Here is a 20,110-nt window from a genome sequence, read left to right on the forward strand (position 1 = left end):
TGTAGTGTTAAAAGGGATATTTTATGAACATACCAAGAACGAGTTTTCCAAGAATAGTAATTATTGGTTGCGGATTTGCTGGCATTTCGTTGGCAAAAGAGTTAGGAAAACAAGAAGTACAAGTCGTATTATTGGATCGACATAATTATCATACTTTTCAACCACTTCTGTATCAGGTTTCTACTGGCGGATTGGAACCCGATTCTATTGCATATCCAATTCGTAAAATTGTCAAAAACTATTCAAATTTTTACTTTCGTTTAGCAAATGTAGGTTCAGTTGATACTAAAAAAAAATGTGTATGTACCGATATTGGAGACATCAATTATGATCAACTTGTGATTGCAACCGGTTCGAAAACAAATTTCTTTGGAAATGAAGCTATCGAAAAGCATAGTATGGTTATGAAAACGATTCCGCAATCGCTGAATCTACGCAGTTTAATACTCGAAAACTTTGAACAAGCCTTACTAATTTCTGATTTAGAAGAACGCAATGCATTGATGAATTTTGTCATTGTAGGCGCTGGACCAACAGGTGTGGAGTTAGCAGGCGCTTTGGCAGAAATAAAAAAAGGAATTTTACCTAAAGATTATCCTGATTTAGATATTCGTCAAATGAAAATCAACTTAGTGCAAGGTTCCGATCGAATATTGCCTGCCATGAGTGAAAAAGCATCTGAAAAAGCAGAAGACTATTTGCAAGAATTAGGTGTTGAGGTTTGGAAAGAACTACGCGTGACCAATTATGATGGCGATTGGGCTACGACCAATACCGATATCAACTTTAAAACAGCAACCTTAATTTGGTCAGCAGGTGTAAAAGGCGCCACAATTGCAGGTTTGGATGGCGAAGATTTCATTGTGCGAGGAAATCGAATGGTTGTTGACGAATTTAACCGAGTTAAAGGATTTGAAGATGTATATGCTTTGGGAGACATTGCGTGCATGAAAAATGAATTGTATCCATATGGACATCCAATGATGGCACAGCCAGCCATTCAACAAGGAAAACATCTTGGAAAAAATTTATTGCGAAAAATGAAAGGTAAAGAAATGAAACCTTTTGTGTATCATGATAAAGGTTCTATGGCAACTGTTGGAAGAAACAAAGCTGTTGTAGATTTGCCAAACTTTAAATTTCAAGGAATCTTCGCGTGGTTTGTATGGATGTTTGTACACTTATTTTTTTTAATAGGTTTCCGAAACCGAATGATTGTATTCGTAAATTGGGTTTACAATTACATCCGTTTTGACAGAGAAGCCCGATTAATTATCAGACCTTATAAAAAGACGCGTAAGCTTTAATTTTTAGCCGTAATTTTATGATGATGTTCCGTGTGCTCTGTTACCAAAATACCAAAGATGAATAGCAGTTGCGATATTCCATAAAAAAGCATGATAAAAATATCTTTATTCGGAATGGCTTTGTGAAACGAGTGAAGACCAATAATAATTTGGGCAATTGTAAAACAAATGGCAGCGACAAATACTAAAATATAACTGATCTTATTCACATTTTTTAAGCGCAAAAAGGCAATCTTCATCAAGTTTAAAACTACAGAAATATAAACCATTACAGGAATTAGCATATAACCCAATCCATCATACATTAAATAAATTAGTGTTAATGAAATCAATAAAGAGGCAGCTAAAAATGGTAGTAAACGATCAATATCATACGTAGTTTCTCTGTAAAAGTGAAAAGAGTATAGAAGCAATGCAGCTAAAAACAAACACAAACCTGTCAAAAAGGAATAAAAAGGTGTGTCTTCTAACAAAATAATATCGCCAGCACATAAAAAGGACAATGCCAACAGGATAATAACTCTGGTTCTTAATGCCATTTTCAAACTATTTACATAGAAAAAAACAGCTAAAAATATCGTAATTAATGGTTTCGTAAAAAGTCTTAAATCATAAAATTCTTTAGCATTATTAAAATAAATGTCTAAAGAAAGATTTACTAAGAATAAAAAAAGAAAGACTTTAAAAAACTTCATATGATAAATTACTTGCTTCAAAAAAGCACTGTAAGTTAGTAAAAAAAATAGTACAAAATGAATGCGCTATTTAAGTAAGTATTTGTCAAGGAGATTTTTAATTTCAGCACTATCAGGTCCAGGAGCATCTTGATGAACGAGTTTGCCATTTTTATCAAATAAAAGATATCTCGGTATCGTTTTGATTGAGAGTTCCTTAAAAAATGTAGCACTTGTGTAATTTGTAGATAAAAAATTTGCAGTCGATGTTTCTAAATTTTCTGCTGCTACCGCTTTTTTCCAACTTTCCTTATTGCGATCAATAGAAATGTACACAAAAACCACATCTTTGTTTTTATACAAGTCTCCTAGTTTTTTTGAATCTGGCATGACGGCTCTACACGGCGCGCACCAACTTGCCCAAAAATCAATATAAATTACTTTTCCTTTGTTGGTATTTATAAAAGAATCAAGCTGTGTTGTTTTTCCATGAATATCTACAATATGTACATTTTCAGTGTCCTGAGAACTTATATTTTTAGAAAGTCCATAATCTTCGGCTATCTTTTCAAAATAAGTAGCGTAGGTTTCGTTTGAAAATTCATTGTTAAACGTTTCTATCATATTATTCAAGCTTTCTTTTGAAGCGCCTTGCATTGCATCGCCATTGATAGCAACAAATTTAGCGGCGGCAATCAACTCTGTATGTTGAAAATACTTTGGAATGACCTCGAAAGCAGTTTTATAATCCATTTTAAGTTTAGACTTTTCTCTTATTCTTTTTCCATCAAGAATAATCTTTCCAATAAAAACATTTAGCTTTTTATACAATGTATGTTCATCAATAGTATTTTCATTGAAAAACAGATCAGAAGTAATGATCTTTTTAAGGTCTTCGTTTTTTGAATAATTATAGAGTCTGTTCAACTCAAAAAACGTTTCATAATTCAGTTCTTCTTTCAATAATGAATAGAGAGGACGTAATGAAGGTGTTTTGTTGCCAAGTGAATCATAAGTTTTCGCTAACATTTTATACCGATCGACCAAAGTAGTTGCAAGTTGTACCAATGCAACAGGTTTATTTTTAAAATTTTCGTGATTAATTCTTAACGGAAATATCGGATCTAACTTTTGATACGTATTTGATTGTAATTTGAAAGGCGATTTGTAATCAATATAATAAAACGAATTGCGAAGTGAATCTATAGTATCAGTACTGAGTTTAAAATGCTCTAAAACTGTTGCATTGCTAATATTCAATTGTTTACGGTTCAATGCAAGATAAATAGTATCGCCATTTTTTACACGTAAAGTATCTTTTGTTGTAAACTTTGAGGCTACATATACGATTTCAGCTTTGTCAATAGCAAACTGAATTGTATCACTCTTTTTCTTTGTGTACAGATGTCTTTCTGCTGTAAATGATTGTAATGAAAGATTTCGGTAAATTGATACAAATTCTCCTTTCATATCGTTAGAAATAATAAACGTTACAGGAGCTGTATTGACAATGGATTTTTCAGTATTTTCTGCAATTTCAGAAGTAACTTGTGTGTCTTTATTTGTATTGCGAGCACATGAACTGCAAAAAAATAAAAATAATAAGGCAAAAATACATTTATACATACGCATGTAAAAATAGTGAAAACTTGTTTTGAAATAGAAGAAAAAAAGCGATTTCCCTTTTAAAGGAAATCACTTTTACTATGCTCTAGAAAGGACAGCTAGCACAACAATATCCTGTTGCAATACTTCCATCACTATATTCTGTTCCATTCCATTCTGAAGATGCTTGCGCATATGTTACGTAACCAGACCAACTTCCGCCAGTACCATCAGCATTAGTTGTCCATAATCTACACTGATCAAAATCAGCTTGGGTAAGTTCATTTCTTCCTCCTAAGATTTCTTTTTGCTCTTTTTTGTCTAACAAACGAGCATTTTCTAAATTTAAAATGTTTTTCAACATGGTTGATAAGTTAAAAATTATTTTCGTACCTGAGCATTTATAGACTGTCAAGTGTTCAGTCTAACTTTCGCGAAAAGTTTTCTTTAATTCGTTTTTTGAAAAAACAACGGGAGAGAAATAAGTAGGTTTGCTTAAATATACGAATAAATCGTCTGAAAAAGTAAGAGGATGCGCTTAAATTTTGATTTTCAATTTAAAATAAATAATCTAAGTTCGACGTGAAAAATTTAGTTCGATACTTTTCTTTTCCGAATTATAGTAGGGATTTTCCGTTAAAAATTTTTGAAGCCTTGGAAAAAATTTAGGGAAATTCATGCGGTTTTAGTTTTTTTCAGAAAGAAAAACTAAAAATATCTCTGGAAATGTTTACATTCATGAATTCCTTAATTTGAAATAAGTATGCATGAACTAAAAGTTCCCTTTCTTTTGTTGATGCCTGTGCTGAACTTGATTCAGTATTCTTTGGGAAGGCAAAGAAATCGAAGATTCACGAATTCCTATTTAATAAAATAGAAATCACATGAGCTAAAATGAAAATAAAACACTGAAAATGTGGTTTTTAGTAAGGAGTTTCTCAACTCAATTACAAATATGAATAGAATCACTTATATCGAACTCACATTAAATAGCATGTTTCGTTTACTTTACAAGCAAATTAGCGCCGTTTTAGGATATATTTCTGTACGACATAATGGAATGCTAAAATACAAATAGTAGGAAGTGCAATATAAAAAGCTTCGTTCTGTACAACACGCCAACCCCATTTGCTAAAAAAATTACCAGCACCTAACGGAGAAACCAAAATAGGTCGCCATGAAAAAAAATAGCGATGATTGTCAAATGGAATAAAAAAACCAACACCACGACCTCCGTTGGTACACGCATCTAAAAAACTATGTGATAATGTTGCAATCAAGAAAATAAAGAAGAGCGCAATTCCTGTTTTGGAAAAATACTTCACGTTTCTGTAAAAAATAGCTCTAATAACAAACGAAAGAAGAAACGCAAACAAAATACTATGCGAAAATCCACGATGTCCTAATGGATGTTCATACGGAAAGCCAAAACTAAACATGATGACATCTGCATCAGGAATCACAGCACAAAATATTAATAATATTGAAAGTTTTACGGGATGTAACTTAATAGAAGATACCTTTCCTATCGTATAAGCCACTAACGCATGACCAAAAATAGAAGCCATTAGTTGGAGTTAGAATATTCGTCTAACAAGCTTTTTTCTTGCTTAGTTAAACTGTCTACTCCTTTAGCATTAATCTTCTCCAGAATACGATCAATTTGTTGTTGTTTGGCTTTTTTCTTCGCATTAAACTCATCATCAATCGTTTGATACTTCTGTGAAGAACTCCCTGAAAAGGAAGTACTAGTTCCAGATTTCTTTCTAAAAATAATATATAAAAATACACCAATAACGGCAATGGAAATATAAGGCATCAAATTCATAAATGGTAACGCTTCTAACAGTTGTATAGATTCAAAATTACAACAATTCTATTTTTTGTGCAATTAGAATAAAAAATGTACCAAATAGTATCATTCCGTTTTGGTTCCCTTTTTCCGCAGTATAGTAAATGTTTTCCGTTAAAAATTTTTGAATCCTTGGAAAAAATTTAGGAAAACAATTATGGTTTTAGTTTTCGATAGAAAAACTAAAAATACCTCTGGAAAAATTCCCTTTCTTTTGTTTCTTTTCTTTGGGAAAGCAAAGAAAACGAAAGTAAAAACTTCTTTAGAAACTCTAACTAATAATTTAGAACTCATATTTAGATATTTCTATAAAAAAATCTTCGCTAGTACAATTCATCCCAAAATTACAACAATTGAGAACTTTCTTTTTCGTAAAAACTTCATTTCGTAAGAGATTTGCCCCATCATCAATCAAGTATAACAAATATCAATCATGAAAAAAATAATACTTCTCACTTGTGTACTCTTTCAAGTTTTTCTGTACGGACAACATACGGTTTCAGGAATTATTACTGACCAAGCTAACGAACCTATTTTTGGTGCCAATGTGTATCTGAAAGGGACATACGATGGCGGGTCAACAGACGAAAAAGGCGCATTTACATTTACAACCGAAGAAAAAGGAACACAAATCATCATCGTTTCTTTTTTATCGTTTGAAACGAAAGAAATAAGCTTAGACGTTTCAAAAATGAAAAATATAACCATCAAACTTCGCGAAAGTGTAGATGCATTAAATGCCGTAATTTTAAGTGCAGGATCATTTGAAGCAGGCGATAACGCGAAAGTAACTGCGCTAAAACCGTTAGACATTGTTACGACGGCGAGCGCATTAGGCGATGTGATTGGTGCATTACAAACCTTGCCAGGGACAAGTACGGTTGCAGAAGACGGACGTTTATTTGTACGTGGCGGCGGCGGCGGCGAAACACAAATTTTCATTGATGGAATTCGAGTATTTACACCCTACACAAACACAACCAATAACATTCCTGCGCGTGGACGCTATTCGCCATTTCTGTTTACAGGAATTACATTTTCCACTGGTGGATATTCGGCAGAATTTGGGCAAGCATTATCAGGAATTTTAGAATTAAATACAATTAACGAACCCGATCAAGAAAAAACAGACATTTCCGTTATGACGGTTGGTGGCGCGTTGGGACACACTGAAAAGTGGGAAAATGGTTCGGTAAGTTTTAGTACTTCGTATATCAACTTAGCGCCGTATTTGGAACTATTTCCAGATCGTAACGATTGGATAAAACCATTTCAAGGCGGACAAGGAGAAAGTGTATTTCGTCATCATTTTGAAAATGGAACGTTCAAATTTTATACGGCTTTTGATATTACAGACTTTGAACTCGATCAAGAAAGTATCAATTTTGATGAATTGGTTCGTTTTAAGCTGAATAATAATAATTTGTATATGAACGGTTCGTACAAAGGAGTTTTTGGCGAAAATTGGGCAATTACTTCGGGAATGAGTTACACGAGAGACAATTCTAAAATTCGAATTATTGATGATAAAATCAATAGTTTAGAAAATTCGTTTCACTTCAAAACAAAGTTAAAAAAGAGCTTTAGCAATCGATTCAAATTGAGTTTCGGAGCTGAATATTTTACCACAAATTTTGATGAAGCCTTTGAAAATCCGAACGTTTCTAAAATCGAATATGGTTTTAATAGTGATTTGATTGGCGCGTTTGCGGAAGCAGATATTTTCTTTTCTAAAAAGTTTGCTGCTAAGGCGGGAATTCGATTAGATCATGCAGATATTTTAAATGAAACGACCATTTCACCACGATTCTCATTGGCGTATAAGACTTCTGAAAAAGATCAGGTTTCGTTTACATTTGGACAGTTTTATCAAAATCCGAACAATAATTATTTAAAATTTCACACAGGATTCAAGCCAGAAAATGCAACGCATTATATCTTAAATTATCAATATACAAAAAACGATAGAACATTTCGCGCGGAAGTGTATCACAAAGAATACAACGATTTAATTACGTTTTCGGGCAATTTACCACAGTTTGGAACCGATTTTACGAATGATGGTTTTGGACATGCCACAGGATTAGATATTTTTTGGAGAGATAATAAAAGTATCAAAAATGTAGATTATTGGATTTCCTATTCGTACTTAGACACATCGCGAAAGTTTGAAAATTTCCCAACGGAAGCCATGCCAAATTTTGCAACAAAACACAACTTTTCATTAGTTACAAAGCATTGGGTTGACAAGTGGAAAAGTCAAATAGGATTTAGTTATAATTTCTCCACAGGAAGATCGTACACAAATCCAAATACAACCGGATTTTTAAGCGAACGCACCAAAGATTTTCACAATTTAAGTGTGAATTGGGCATACTTAATTTCGCCACAAAAAATACTGTATTTTTCGGTGTCAAATCCGTTAGGTGTACGAAATGTATTTGGCTACGAATATGCAAACCAACCAGACGTAAACGGCGTATTTCAGCGAATGACGCAGCGTCCTGCGCAAGATCAGTTTTTCTTTGTCGGTTTCTTTTGGACAATTAGTGATGACAAAACGAGCAATCAGTTAGATACGCTTTAATTCAGAATTTTTGCTAAATGTTTTAATTTTAGATCTTTAGAAAGTAAGGTTTTACCGTATCAGATTGCGTTATGATTTTCGTAAATTTCTATAAATATTAAAAGAAAAATCATGAAAAAAAGAAATGTAACCACGTTAAAACTTCAAAAAAAGCTAATTTCCTCGTTTGCGAGTGAAACCATTACAGGTGGTGCCACGTATCCATGTTCTACAGGCCCAGGACTTACCTCGGTTGCGCCATATCATTGTAGAGTAAATTGTGATAGTTTAGTGCCAAACTTGTGCAACTAATACATACAAATTAATTGGGAAGCGATCTTCGGGTCGCTTTTTCTATAGTAAGTGTTATAAAAAGTATATAGAAGTCAGTATTAAGTAGTGAGCTTACTATTATTTTACCATCGTCCAAATTTCATATTTTAAAACTCTAAAAACATCACATGATTCGGATTCGTATGTGTTTCAGAAACCACAAAATCATGATAAGCAACGACTTGAAAGTTGTTTTTTGTGTAAAAATTGACAGCGCGTTCGTTTGCAATTAATACATACAACCAAATGCCTAATTGCTGTTTTTGTTTGGCAAAATCGACAAAGAAATCAAATAATTGTTGTCCCAGTTTCTTCCCATGAAATTCTTTCAATATGTAAAAGCGATCCAACTTTGTAATGGGTTGTTGCGGAATATGTTCAGATTCAGTATCCAAAACAATTTTAGAATAGCCAACCAACGTAGCTTCATGAAAGATAAGATGATAAAAGACGGTATTGCTTTGAATTTCTTCTTTCAAGGTGTCTTTGTTAAAAACTTGTGCCGCAAAAGAGCGTACAGCTTTTTCAGGAGTTGTTGCCAAATAAGTGTCTAAAAGTGTCTTTGTACCAAGAGTAATGATACGTTCCACATCGTTGAGAGTCGCTTCACGAATTGTCGTCATTGTAACGTTTCAAATTAAACCATAAAAATAATCGAAATACTTTTTAGTACGCAATTATACGTGTTTTTTAAATTAGGATACTACTACGCTTATACGGGATTAATTTTCATCATACATTTGAATTGTAAAATTTACCCATCAAACCAAAACAACAATTATGAAAAACCCAAAAGGATTAAAACATAGCAGTATAGTAAAGGATTTAGACAAGTTACTTCGCAAAAATAAAGATATGAAAGATGCGTTACTCGTTTCATTGAATGCTGCATGTATTGCTGCAAAAGACAGCTTAAATTCAGACTTGTACAATGCTTTTAATGACGAATTTAATGGAAATGCATGGCCAACGACAATTGAGCACTATTATGATTATTTAGACATGTATGTGCGTTTGGTTCCAGACGAAAGCGACGATCCAAACTATCCGAATGCTTGGAAAAGCACCGATTCTTCTAACGGTTACAACCAAAAAGTATACGATTTATTATGTCAATTTTATTGGTTAGTTGATCAAAAAGTAGAAGGATCAGAACTTTCAATGCAGAGTTTTCCAAAATTTGCAAAGTGGTTGCAGAAATTTGCTATTGCATGGGGCGCATTTTTAGATACCAAAGAATCTTTAACCAAAGAAAGTTACTATTCATTCCGACACAATCCAATGTATAATTATCCTTTATACGGAGACAATTCTGAAAGTTGGACAACGTTTAATGAGTTCTTTTATAGAGAATTTAACAATGCAGATGCAAAAACAGGAATTTCGCCATTGCGTCCAATTGCAGCACCAAACGATAATACAACTATTGTTGCGCCAGCCGATTGTACATACAAAGAAGTGTATGCTATAGATAAAAAAGGAAATGTAGTAGATTCCGATGGGAAAAAGACAACAGATCGTTTAAAACATACACATACTATTGGAACAGTCAAAGAATTACTAGACGGAAGCAAATATGCCAAAGATTTCAATGGAGGAACATTTGTACATTATTTCTTAGGCCCATATGATTATCACCGTTTTCATACGCCAGTCAAAGGAGAAATTTTAGAAATTAAAGACATTCAAGGAAAAGTATTTTTAAATGTCGAAATGACTTCTGACGGACAATGGGACGCTCCAGATGGAGGAGGAGATGGTTACGAATTTCAACAAGCACGCGGTTTGGTCATTTTAGATGGCGGCAAAGATGTCGGAAAAGTTGCGGTACTTCCTATCGGGATGGCACAAGTTTCAGGTGTAATGATGTACACGGCTGACAATCCACCAAATGGAGTTCCGAAAGAAAAACTGATCAAAAAGGGCGATAAAGTAGTGAAAGGAAAAGAATTTGGGAAATTCAGATTCGGTGGCTCAGATATCATCATGTTATTTGAAAAACCACAAAAAGATTTATACATGTTCAAGAACGATCCAGGACATGTGCCAATTCACTTCCAATACGGACAAACAGCTATATATGTAAAGTAAATAGCGAATTGACTACAATGCATAAAAAGAGGCTGTTTGAAAGCTAAATTTTCGTCAAGCCGAACTTGATTCGGTTTCTCATACTCATTGAAAATCAGTATGATGAGATTTTGAATTGAATTCAGATTGACGTTTTTTTAAACTTTTTCAGACAGCCTCTTTTAGCTTAATACCATTTTTTATTTTTTCTATTTTCTAAAAAATAGGAGCATTTTACAACTCTATTTATAACTTCTCTTTTAGGTATTTTCCTGTAAAAGAAGCTTTATTTTTTACAATTTCTTCTGGTGTGCCAGATGCAACAAGTGTTCCACCATTTTTTCCACCTGATGGACCTAAATCAATAATATGATCCGCACATTTGATGAGTTCAATATTATGTTCTACCACAATGATCGAATGTCCTTTTTCAATCAACGCATCAAATGATTTCAATAACTTTTTGATATCGTGAAAATGCAATCCTGTTGTCGGTTCATCAAAAATAAACAATGCTTTCTCCTTTGTAGTTCCTTTTACCAAGAACGATGCAAGCTTAATACGTTGCGCTTCTCCACCAGAAAGTGTTGACGAACTTTGTCCGAGCGTAACATAACCTAAGCCAACATCTTGTAATGGTTTTAGCTTGCGATAGATTTTTGTTTGCTCATGTTTCGTAAAGAAATCCATTGCATCATCAATCGTCATTGTTAAAATATCGTCAATGTTTTTATCTTGAAAAGTAACTTCTAAAACTTCCTTTTTAAAACGTTTTCCACCACAAGTTTCACATTCCAAATGTACATCTGCCATAAATTGCATTTCAATCGTAACTTGTCCTTCTCCTTTGCAAGTTTCACAGCGTCCGCCATCTACATTGAATGAAAAATGTTTGGTTTTATAATTGCGAATTTTCGATAATTTCTGACTTGCATACAACGCACGAATGTCATCATATGCTTTAATATAGGTCACAGGATTCGATCGTGAAGAACGTCCAATGGGATTTTGATCTACGAATTCAATATGTTTTACCGAACTGTATTTTCCTTCTAATTTCGTGAATTGACCTGCTTTTTCGCCATATCCACCAGTTTCTTTCAACATAGAAGGATACAAAATCTTTTTCACCAACGAACTTTTACCACTTCCTGAAACACCTGTTACAACTGTAAGCATGTTTAGTGGAAAAGTGACATCAATGTTTTTCAAATTATTTTCACGTGCGCCAACTACTTTTATAAACTGATTGGAAGTTCTACGTTTCTCAGGAACTTCGATTTTAATGGTTTTGTTGAGGTATTTTGCAGTCAACGAATCCGCTTTTAAAATGGTTTCATAATCGCCAAACGCAACGACATGTCCACCATGCGTTCCAGCTTCAGGTCCAATGTCAATAATTTCATCTGCGGCATGCATAATGTCTTCATCATGCTCTACTACAATCACCGTATTTCCTAAATCGCGTAGTGAAAGTAATACTTGAATCAAACGTTCGCTGTCTTTTGGATGCAGACCAATACTAGGTTCATCTAAAATATACATAGAACCCACCAAACTACTTCCTAAGGAAGTTGCCAAGTTAATTCGTTGCGATTCTCCACCCGAAAGTGAATTCGATTTACGATTTAGGGTTAAATAATCCAATCCGACATTCGTTAAAAATGTCGAACGGTTTTTAATTTCTTTTAATAAACGTTTTGCAATATTTTGATCGTGTTCACTTAGTTTCAATTCATCAAAGAAAACAACCAATTCGTTTAATGGCAATACCACTAAATCTGTGATGGTTTTTCCATCAATTTTCACATAATTTGCTTCTTTACGAAGTCGTTTCCCTTCGCAAGTAGCACATTTGGTTTTTCCACGGTAGCGTGATAACATCACACGATTCTGTATTTTATAACTTTTTTCTTCTAAGAAAGAAAAGAATTGATGCAATCCTTCAAAATATGTATTTCCATCCCAAACGAGTTTCTTTTGTGCTGTTGTCAACTCAAACCAAGGTTTATGAATTGGAAAATCAAAATGATACGCATTGTTTACCAATTGATCTCTGTACCAACTCATGCTTTCGCCACGCCAAGGAAAAATAGCGTTTTCATACACAGAAAGTCCTGTATTTGGAACGACTAAATCTGCATCAATACCAATAACATCGCCATAACCTTCACATTTTGGGCATGCGCCATATGGATTGTTAAAACTGAATAAATGTACATTGGGTTCGAGAAATTTCATTCCGTCCAACTCAAATTTATTGCTAAAATGCACACTTTTTTGATCTGAAACTGTTTCGATATAACATTCGCCTTTTCCTTCAAAAAAAGCAGTTTGTACCGCATCTGCTAAACGATTGTAAAAATCTTCATCATGTGAAACTACAATTCGATCAATAACCAACGAGAATGCTTCTTGAAAATCTTCATTAATTTCATCAATGCGGACAATAGTATCATTCTTCTTAATTCTTGCATATCCTTGTTGTGCCAATACTTTGATGGTATGAAAAGCACTTCTTCCTTCGGGAACAGTTACAGGCGCAAGCAATAATAGTTTGCTGCGTTCATCAAATGTTTTTACATAATTGATAACGTCTGAAACCGTATGTTTTTTTACAGGTTCGCCAGAAATAGGAGAGATGGTTTGTCCGATACGAGCAAACAATAACTTTAGGTAATCGTAAATTTCTGTTGTAGTTCCTACAGAAGAACGTGGATTGGTAGAATTCACTTTTTGTTCAATGGCAATTGCAGGCGCAATTCCTTTGATATAATCTACTTTTGGTTTGTGTAAACGTCCTAAAAACTGTCGTGCATATGAGGATAAACTTTCTACATAACGTCGTTGTCCTTCGGCATACAAGGTATCAAACGCCAAACTAGATTTTCCAGAACCTGAAAGTCCAGTAATAACCACCAATTTATTGCGCGGAATGACCACATCAATATTTTTTAGGTTGTGCAGTTTTGCACCTTTGATAATAATATTTTCTTTTGGATTTACTGTAGCAAGATCTTGTGTCATTGGAAAAAAAATAATTGCAAAGATACTGCTTTTAATACTCGAAATAAAATGAATTTGAGGTAAAGAATTATTGTAAATGTATAAAGAAAGTACATAAAGTATGATTGCAAAAAGCCGTTTCAAGTCAGTAAATTCAAGGAAAATGTTAAAATATTTGATTTTATTTGCATTTCTTTAACGATTCTTACTATATTTGAATTTATTAATAATCACTACAAAACAACTGTATATAGCAAAAAAATTACTTTTTAAAAATTTAAACAAATTTATCAGCCTCGATAAATATCAAGTACAAAAAGTAATGCTATGGCACAGATTCTGCAAGATTCAATATTGGTATCTAATTACATTAAAGGTGACGAATGTTCACTTGGCGTTTTAATTGAGCGTCACAAACAGCGTATATACAGCTTTATATACTCGAAAGTTTTGGATAGAGATATTACAGAAGATATTTTCCAAGACACTTTTATCAAAGTAATTAAAACACTCAAAAAAGGGAATTATAATGAAGAAGGTAAGTTTTTACCTTGGGTTATGCGTATTTCTCATAATTTGGTAATTGATCACTTTAGAAAAAACAATAGAATGCCAAAGTATGACAACAATGGCGATTTTAATATTTTTTCAGTACTAAGTGATACCGATTTAAATGCGGAGAAAAAAATTATCAAAAATCAAGTAGAACGCGATGTGCGTCGCTTGGTTGACGAACTTCCTGAAGATCAGAAAGAAGTATTGTTGATGCGTATGTATCAAGATTTAAGCTTCAAAGAAATCTCAGAAAAAACAGGCGTAAGTATCAATACAGCATTGGGAAGAATGCGTTATGCATTGATTAATTTACGTAAAGTTATAGACAAGCATAATATAGTTTTAACAAACTAATACAATAAAATAAAAATCTGTACGTTGTTCTTTTAAATATAAAAACCGACGTATGGCGAAAAATTACACTAAAAGTTCATTTAAAAAGAAAAATATGTTGCCTAAAAAGGAAACAATAGACTTTTTATTGAACTATTCTAAGGCTTTAAGTGTTATTAATTACAAAAGGATGAAGTTTGAAACGCTTCTCAACTAAACTTTGGAAAAGACTCGTTAGCTGCGAGTCTTTTTATTTTTATTCACTTTTTTTGATTGAATGATTCAAGGATTTAATGATTCAAAGATTTAATGATTGAAAAATTACTTGCTATTTCACTTCACGAATAACGAATTTTGAAATTATAAATGTTGAATGCTAAATGCTAAATGTAAAATTTAGTTTCAATTAAACATAGAACATAGAACATAGAGCAATAAAGGCAGTTTCTGTGTTTATAAGTTTAGTAGTTTGCATTTGGATGAAACATTTAAAACTAACATTTTTAAAACCAAAAACCAAAAACCAAAAACCAAAAACCAAAAACCAAAAACCAAAACCCAAAACCCAAAACCCAAGACCCAAAAGCAGTTGAATTACAAATTCAGAAGTATTGATAAATTTTAACCAAACAGCTTCACGAATAACAACCAACAACCAACTATTTCCCTCTTTTCGTTTTTAACTTCATATACTCGTCAATTACCGTTTTTCTACCGATTGTTTTTGTAATAATATCGTTGTCTAAGTTCCAACCGCGTGCTGGGCAATATTCTCTACCGTACCATATAATTTGTAAATGTAAATCGTTCCACTTTTCTTTTGGAAATAAACGTTTTGCGTCTCTTTCTGTCTGTACCACATTTTTTCCGTTGGTTAAATTCCAGCGATACATTAATCTGTGAATGTGTGTGTCGACTGGAAATGCAGGAATTCCAAAAGCTTGACTAATTACGACACTGGCAGTTTTATGTCCTACAGCTGGCAATTCTTCCAATTCCTCCAGCGTTTTTGGCACTTTCCCATCGTGTTTATCTATTAAAATATGTGACAACCCATGAATTCCTTTTGCTTTCATAGGCGACAAGCCAACAGGTTTAATAATTTCTCTAATTTCTTCTACCGAAAGTTTAATCATATCATACGGATTATCTGCTTCCGCGAACAATAATGGCGTAATTTGATTGACGCGCACATCTGTACTTTGAGCGGACATTAATACGGCAATAAGCAATGTATATGGATCTTTATGATCGAGTGGAACAGGAATTTCAGGATATATTCTTTCAAGAGTGTCAATTACGAACTGAACCTTTTCTTGTTTAGTCATTTTTCAGTATTTTTATACAAAAATAATCAATAAATTATTGAAAGCTATGAATACTTTACAAACAGGAGTTAAAGTGCCTGATTTTACAGTGAATGATCAAGATGGAAACGCAGTTTCTTTATCAGATTACAAAGGAAAAAAATTAATCGTTTTCTTTTATCCAAAAGCAAGTACGCCAGGTTGTACGGCTGAAGCTTGTAATTTGAGAGACAATTATGCCGAATTGCAAAGCAAAGGATTTGAATTAGTAGGCGTAAGCGCAGATTCTGAAAAAAGACAAACCAATTTTAAGAACAAATACGAATTTCCTTTTCCATTACTAGCAGATGAAAACAAAGAAGTTATTGAAGCTTTTGGTGTTTGGGGCGAAAAGAAATTTATGGGAAAAGTATATGATGGAATTCATCGTAAAACATTCTTAGTCAATGAAGAAGGTGTTGTTGAGCACGTGATTGATAAAGTGAAAACGAAAGCACACGCCGAACAAATTTTGGATTTAGTAGGATAACTCCTAGATATGGATATGTCACATCGGGCGCAGTCGAGATGTCGTTCCTATGAAGACAGGAATCCAATATACTTCAAAGTAGATTCCGCAACGAGTGCGGAATGACAAGATTCGTATATAAATATAATTAACAGACTTTACATTAGTGTAGCGTCTGTTTTTTTTATGTTTGTTGTCATTCCTGCGTAGGCAGGAATCAATAGTGTTTACAAGTGGATTCCGTATCAGGTGCGAAATGATATTAGTATGTACTTTGAAGTAATAATCGTCAAATTGAGTGGCGAATCTGTGATTCGTTGTATCGAGATTTGCTTATAAATCAATTTTTTAATGTGGTTTTTGTGTAATCGCGTAAGCGGAATAGACAAGAATTATATCGAGAATAATTTACATATAAAAGCGTTTTGGTTCCAACTTTCTACTTCAATTCAATAAAATCCAACTCCAACTGAAACGACTCTTGTTTTCCGTTTGCAATTAAAAAACCGAGTTCTTCAAAAGTACTTGCAGAAAAGTTTCCAATGTCCAACGTACGTCCGCGAAAACTTGGATATAAACTGTTTAGCGAAATTTCAATCGTTTCCCAATCGCCAGAAGTTTCAAATTGTGTCGTAAATGTATGACGATCATCTTGATTTTCTTTGAGTCTAAATTTGTATTGCTTTCCATCTCCTTTTAAGCGAATGACTAGCGTTGTTTTCTCAGAAATTTCAGTTTTTCCAATGTCATAACGAACAGAAGAAAAGCCACCATTATTTTCAAGTGACACGTTTCCTTTAAAAACGCCAACACCATTTTCATTCAGTGAAAACGTACTTTGGGACATTCCGCCCATAACGCCATCATTGACAATATACCAATTGGAGATATCACTGTTTTTTGTAAAATTAAATAGTTGTAAACTCATTATAGTTGTAATTAAAACTGAAGCTAAGATTAAAAATCGAGTCAAGATCTGAAGCGTATAAAAAAAGCTCCTAGAGAGGAGCTTTTATATGATGTTATTTGTTTTCTATCAATTCGTTTTGATTTTGAGCTAAATACCCAAATAGGTTTTTCTCTTTGATAATTTTTGCAACTCCATCAGGTAACATCGTTTCCCAACCTTCTTCATTATTTGCAATCATTTTTAATACTTTACGAGAGAAAATATCAAGAATGTTATTATCAAAATCAAAAATATCAACCACTTTTCCGTTGTATTTAAAGAATTTGTACAATTCTTTCATACGTGGATGTACTTTTAGATTGTTGCTGTTTACCAATTCGCCAGTTTCCTTGCGATGCATTGGATATAAGTATACTTTTAAATCTTTATAGAACAGTTTTCCAAAAGCTTCTAAAATTCCACCACTTATATGACGGTAGTATTTCTCATCAAAAATATCAACGAGGTTATTTACGCCCATCGTTAATGCCATACGTTCTTTGGTGTAGTTAGAGAAGTAGTCGACTAATCTGTAATATTCCTTAAAGTTCGAAATCATGACTGTTTGCCCAAGTGAACCGAGTAATTGTGCTCTGTCCATAAAATCTTGTTCGTCAATTTCTCCTTCTGCTCGAAGATTTGACAGGGTAATTTCAAATAAAACTACTGTTTTTGCTTCTTCTACTTTATTCTCTCTAATAAATATATCATATGACTTTTGGTACATATCCATATTTACTTTTGTTACAGGACGAAAACTTCCACGAAGCGTAAGTACATTTTTCTTGTATAATAAGCGTGCAGGAAGAATATTGTTTCCATCAGGACCAAAAATAACGGCTTCTGTCATACCATTTTTCAATAGTTGCAAACTCATCAATCGGTTGTCAACATCTTCAAATTGTGGTCCAGAGAAGTTGATAGTATCAATCTCAATTTTATCTTTATCGATGTGATCGTATAAATATTTTAGAAGATTTTTTGGATTGTTGTATTTGTAAAAAGCGCCATGGATTAAATTTACGCCCATCGTACCAAGCGTTTCTTGCTGTAATTTTGCATCATTTTCATGAAAACGAACATGCAAGATAATTTCGTTATATTCTTGTTCAGGATCAATTTGATATTTGATTCCCATCCAACCATGACCTTTGTATTTCTTAGCAAAATCGATAGTTGCTACCGTATTAGCGAAGCAGAAAAACATTTTATCAGGATGTTTTTCACGTGTAATACGATCTTCTAACAATGCCATTTCGTGCGACAACATCTTTTTTAGGCGTGCTTCTGTCACGTAACGTCGATCATTTTCAACACCATAAATTGCATCACTAAAATCCTTATCGTAGGCACTCATTGCTTTTGCAATAGTTCCAGAAGCTCCACCAGATCTGAAGAAGTGACGAACAGTTTCTTGTCCAGCACCAATTTCAGCGAATGTACCGTAGATTTGGCTGTTTAAGTTTATTCGTAATGCTTTCGCTTTTAGTGAAGGGACATTTTCTAAATTCGTGTCGCCTTTGTAGACAATAGCCATGCGTAGTTTGAATTTGTTTCACACAAAAATAAGCATTCCTTATTTTTTTGAATACATTATTTCGGGTTTTTTGTTAAATAATAAGTTAAATTTGAAGAATGATCGATGAATTGAACATATCGCACTAAAAATAGACCTGATTTTGAACAAATTGCCAAATATATGATGAAAGTTACTTTTCTTGGAACAGGAACTTCGCAAGGTATTCCTATTATTGGAAGCGATCATCCTGTATGTCTGAGTGATGATCCACGTGATAAACGATTGCGCGTTTCGGTACTTATCTCATGGGAAGATGCTACGTATGTAATTGATTGCGGACCCGATTTTCGACAGCAAATGTTACGTGCCAATTGTCACCATATAGACGGAATATTGTTTACACATGAACACGCCGATCATACCGCAGGATTAGACGATATTCGCCCGTTTTATTTCCGTCAAGGAGATATTGATACGTATGCGCACAAACGTGTATTTGGAGAATTGCAACGCCGTTTTGATTATATTTTTGCGACAGAAAATAAATATCCAGGTGCGCCAGGTGTGATTCAGCATGAAGTAATAAATCATCAATCATTTGATTTAAAAGGTGTTACGGTAACGCCTATTAATGCATTTCATTACAAATTACAAGTGTTTGGCTATCGTTTTAACGATTTTGCTTATTTAACAGATGTAAAAACGATTGAACCTGCTGAAAGAGCCAAATTGAAAGGTTTGAAAGTTTTGGTTATTAATGCGTTACGAATTCAGGAACATATTTCACACTTTTCATTAGAAGAAGCATTGGAATTTATTGAAGACATTCAGCCTGAAAAAGCGTATCTGACACATATTAGTCATTTATTAGGTTTTCACGAAGAAGTTTCCAAAACATTGCCAGAAAACGTATTTTTGTCGTACGATATGCTCACAATCAACGTTACATAAATAGAAACTTCAATATAAATTCACAGATGAGAAAGAGAATTTTAGGCTATGCGCTTATTTTCATGATTTTACTAGCATTATATCAGTATGTAAATACGAATAGAATGTATGAAAAATTGAATACTAAAATTGAAAAGTTAACAACACAGCGTGATGAAATTTCATCGCAAATGAAAGTTAAAAACGATTCTATTGAGTTGTTGTTAGATCAAAATTTTGACTTAAGTTATTTCTCGTTGGCCAATAATGGCGAAGCATTGGAGTATTTTGACGAATATCAGTTTGAAGGCGATTTGTCACAACACATTACAGATGTTATTTATGATAAAAATTCAGCAACCAAAGACAATCCGTTAGTTCCGTTTGCAGGAATGGAAGGTGTTTTTGTGGTTGATAAAGTAAAAGTGATCAATCATAAATGGGTTTTGTGCAGTTTTTCAGATAGCGGTTATTGGGGAGAAATGATGTTACGCTACGAATTAGACAAAGATAAAAACGTAACTTTTGAAACGATTGCTGAAGTATTGTATAATAAGTATACGAAATAGATCGCTAACGCTGTTAGAAAGTAGATC

The 20,110-nt window shown here is 33.4% G+C and carries 18 protein-coding genes; 8 read left to right on the forward strand and 10 right to left on the reverse strand.

From position 1 onward, the window contains the following. Window positions 1-23 precede the first annotated feature (23 nt). On the forward strand, window positions 24-1,307 hold the full coding sequence (locus tag AA089_RS04475; RefSeq protein WP_046755728.1) for an NAD(P)/FAD-dependent oxidoreductase: 1,284 nt from the start codon (window positions 24-26) through the stop codon (window positions 1,305-1,307). On the opposite strand, the gene AA089_RS04480 is transcribed toward AA089_RS04475, so the two are convergent. The 5 genes from AA089_RS04480 to AA089_RS04500 all read right to left on the reverse strand — a co-directional run bounded on the left by AA089_RS04480 (window position 1,304) and on the right by AA089_RS04500 (window position 5,414). Next, the gene (locus tag AA089_RS04480) at window positions 1,304-2,002 is read right to left on the reverse strand and encodes a lysoplasmalogenase (protein WP_046755729.1); all 699 of its coding nucleotides are present in this window, start codon (window positions 2,000-2,002) and stop codon (window positions 1,304-1,306) included. The two genes, AA089_RS04475 and AA089_RS04480, sit on opposite strands and share 4 nt — an antisense overlap. A gap of 66 nt (window positions 2,003-2,068) precedes the next feature. Beyond that, window positions 2,069-3,607 (reverse strand): TlpA family protein disulfide reductase, encoded by a 1,539-nt coding sequence (locus AA089_RS23475; protein WP_162200409.1) that lies wholly within the window; start codon window positions 3,605-3,607, stop codon window positions 2,069-2,071. A gap of 85 nt (window positions 3,608-3,692) precedes the next feature. Next, window positions 3,693-3,950, reverse strand: coding sequence for a hypothetical protein (locus AA089_RS04490; RefSeq protein WP_046755730.1), 258 nt, complete (start codon window positions 3,948-3,950; stop codon window positions 3,693-3,695). A 655-nt stretch (window positions 3,951-4,605) separates the two neighbouring features. Next, window positions 4,606-5,154, reverse strand: a complete 549-nt coding sequence (locus tag AA089_RS04495) for a metal-dependent hydrolase (RefSeq protein WP_046755731.1) — start codon at window positions 5,152-5,154, stop codon at window positions 4,606-4,608. Then, window positions 5,154-5,414, reverse strand: coding sequence for a DUF6576 domain-containing protein (locus AA089_RS04500; protein WP_046755732.1), 261 nt, complete (start codon window positions 5,412-5,414; stop codon window positions 5,154-5,156). Before AA089_RS04500 ends, AA089_RS04495 begins: the two co-directional genes overlap by 1 nt. A gap of 457 nt (window positions 5,415-5,871) precedes the next feature. Here AA089_RS04500 and AA089_RS04510 point away from each other — a divergent pair, with 457 nt between their 5' ends. Both AA089_RS04510 and AA089_RS04515 read left to right on the forward strand, forming a co-directional pair. Beyond that, complete coding sequence (locus AA089_RS04510; protein ID WP_046755734.1) at window positions 5,872-8,025, forward strand: TonB-dependent receptor; 2,154 nt, start codon at window positions 5,872-5,874, stop codon at window positions 8,023-8,025. 111 nt (window positions 8,026-8,136) lie between these two features. Then, on the forward strand, window positions 8,137-8,316 hold the full coding sequence (locus tag AA089_RS04515; protein ID WP_046755735.1) for a hypothetical protein: 180 nt from the start codon (window positions 8,137-8,139) through the stop codon (window positions 8,314-8,316). 128 nt (window positions 8,317-8,444) lie between these two features. On the opposite strand, the gene AA089_RS04520 is transcribed toward AA089_RS04515, so the two are convergent. After that, window positions 8,445-8,960, reverse strand: a complete 516-nt coding sequence (locus AA089_RS04520; protein ID WP_046755736.1) for a GNAT family N-acetyltransferase — start codon at window positions 8,958-8,960, stop codon at window positions 8,445-8,447. Between the two features lie 157 nt (window positions 8,961-9,117). Here AA089_RS04520 and AA089_RS04525 point away from each other — a divergent pair, with 157 nt between their 5' ends. Then, the gene (locus AA089_RS04525; protein ID WP_046755737.1) at window positions 9,118-10,428 is read left to right on the forward strand and encodes a phosphatidylserine decarboxylase; all 1,311 of its coding nucleotides are present in this window, start codon (window positions 9,118-9,120) and stop codon (window positions 10,426-10,428) included. 225 nt (window positions 10,429-10,653) lie between these two features. Here AA089_RS04525 and uvrA read toward each other — a convergent pair whose 3' ends face one another. Continuing rightward, a complete protein-coding gene (uvrA, locus tag AA089_RS04530; RefSeq protein ID WP_046755846.1) occupies window positions 10,654-13,434 on the reverse strand; it encodes an excinuclease ABC subunit UvrA in 2,781 nt (926 codons plus the stop codon). Window positions 13,435-13,740: 306 nt separating this feature from the next. On the opposite strand from uvrA, the gene AA089_RS04535 reads away from it, so the two are divergent. After that, a complete protein-coding gene (locus AA089_RS04535) occupies window positions 13,741-14,322 on the forward strand; it encodes an RNA polymerase sigma factor (RefSeq protein ID WP_046755738.1) in 582 nt (193 codons plus the stop codon). 638 nt (window positions 14,323-14,960) lie between these two features. Here the strand turns inward: AA089_RS04535 and AA089_RS04540 are convergent. Next, a complete protein-coding gene (locus AA089_RS04540; protein ID WP_046755739.1) occupies window positions 14,961-15,629 on the reverse strand; it encodes an endonuclease III domain-containing protein in 669 nt (222 codons plus the stop codon). 46 nt (window positions 15,630-15,675) lie between these two features. Between AA089_RS04540 and bcp the strand changes: the two genes are divergently transcribed. After that, a complete protein-coding gene (bcp, locus tag AA089_RS04545) occupies window positions 15,676-16,137 on the forward strand; it encodes a thioredoxin-dependent thiol peroxidase (RefSeq protein ID WP_046755740.1) in 462 nt (153 codons plus the stop codon). Window positions 16,138-16,555: 418 nt separating this feature from the next. Here bcp and AA089_RS04550 read toward each other — a convergent pair whose 3' ends face one another. Then, window positions 16,556-17,044 carry a CIA30 family protein gene (locus AA089_RS04550; RefSeq protein WP_046755741.1) on the reverse strand — a complete coding sequence of 163 codons (489 nt, stop codon included), beginning with the start codon at window positions 17,042-17,044 and terminating at the stop codon, window positions 16,556-16,558. A gap of 94 nt (window positions 17,045-17,138) precedes the next feature. Continuing rightward, window positions 17,139-18,602: a TonB-dependent receptor gene (locus AA089_RS04555; protein WP_046755742.1), complete on the reverse strand. Its 1,464-nt coding sequence runs from the start codon at window positions 18,600-18,602 to the stop codon at window positions 17,139-17,141. A gap of 165 nt (window positions 18,603-18,767) precedes the next feature. On the opposite strand from AA089_RS04555, the gene AA089_RS04560 reads away from it, so the two are divergent. Then, window positions 18,768-19,535: an MBL fold metallo-hydrolase gene (locus tag AA089_RS04560; RefSeq protein WP_046755743.1), complete on the forward strand. Its 768-nt coding sequence runs from the start codon at window positions 18,768-18,770 to the stop codon at window positions 19,533-19,535. Window positions 19,536-19,561: 26 nt separating this feature from the next. Further along, window positions 19,562-20,083, forward strand: coding sequence for a hypothetical protein (locus tag AA089_RS04565; protein ID WP_046755744.1), 522 nt, complete (start codon window positions 19,562-19,564; stop codon window positions 20,081-20,083). Window positions 20,084-20,110: the final 27 nt, after the last annotated feature.

Source organism: Kordia jejudonensis (assembly GCF_001005315.1).
GTDB classification, from domain to species: Bacteria; Bacteroidota; Bacteroidia; order Flavobacteriales; family Flavobacteriaceae; genus Kordia; species Kordia jejudonensis.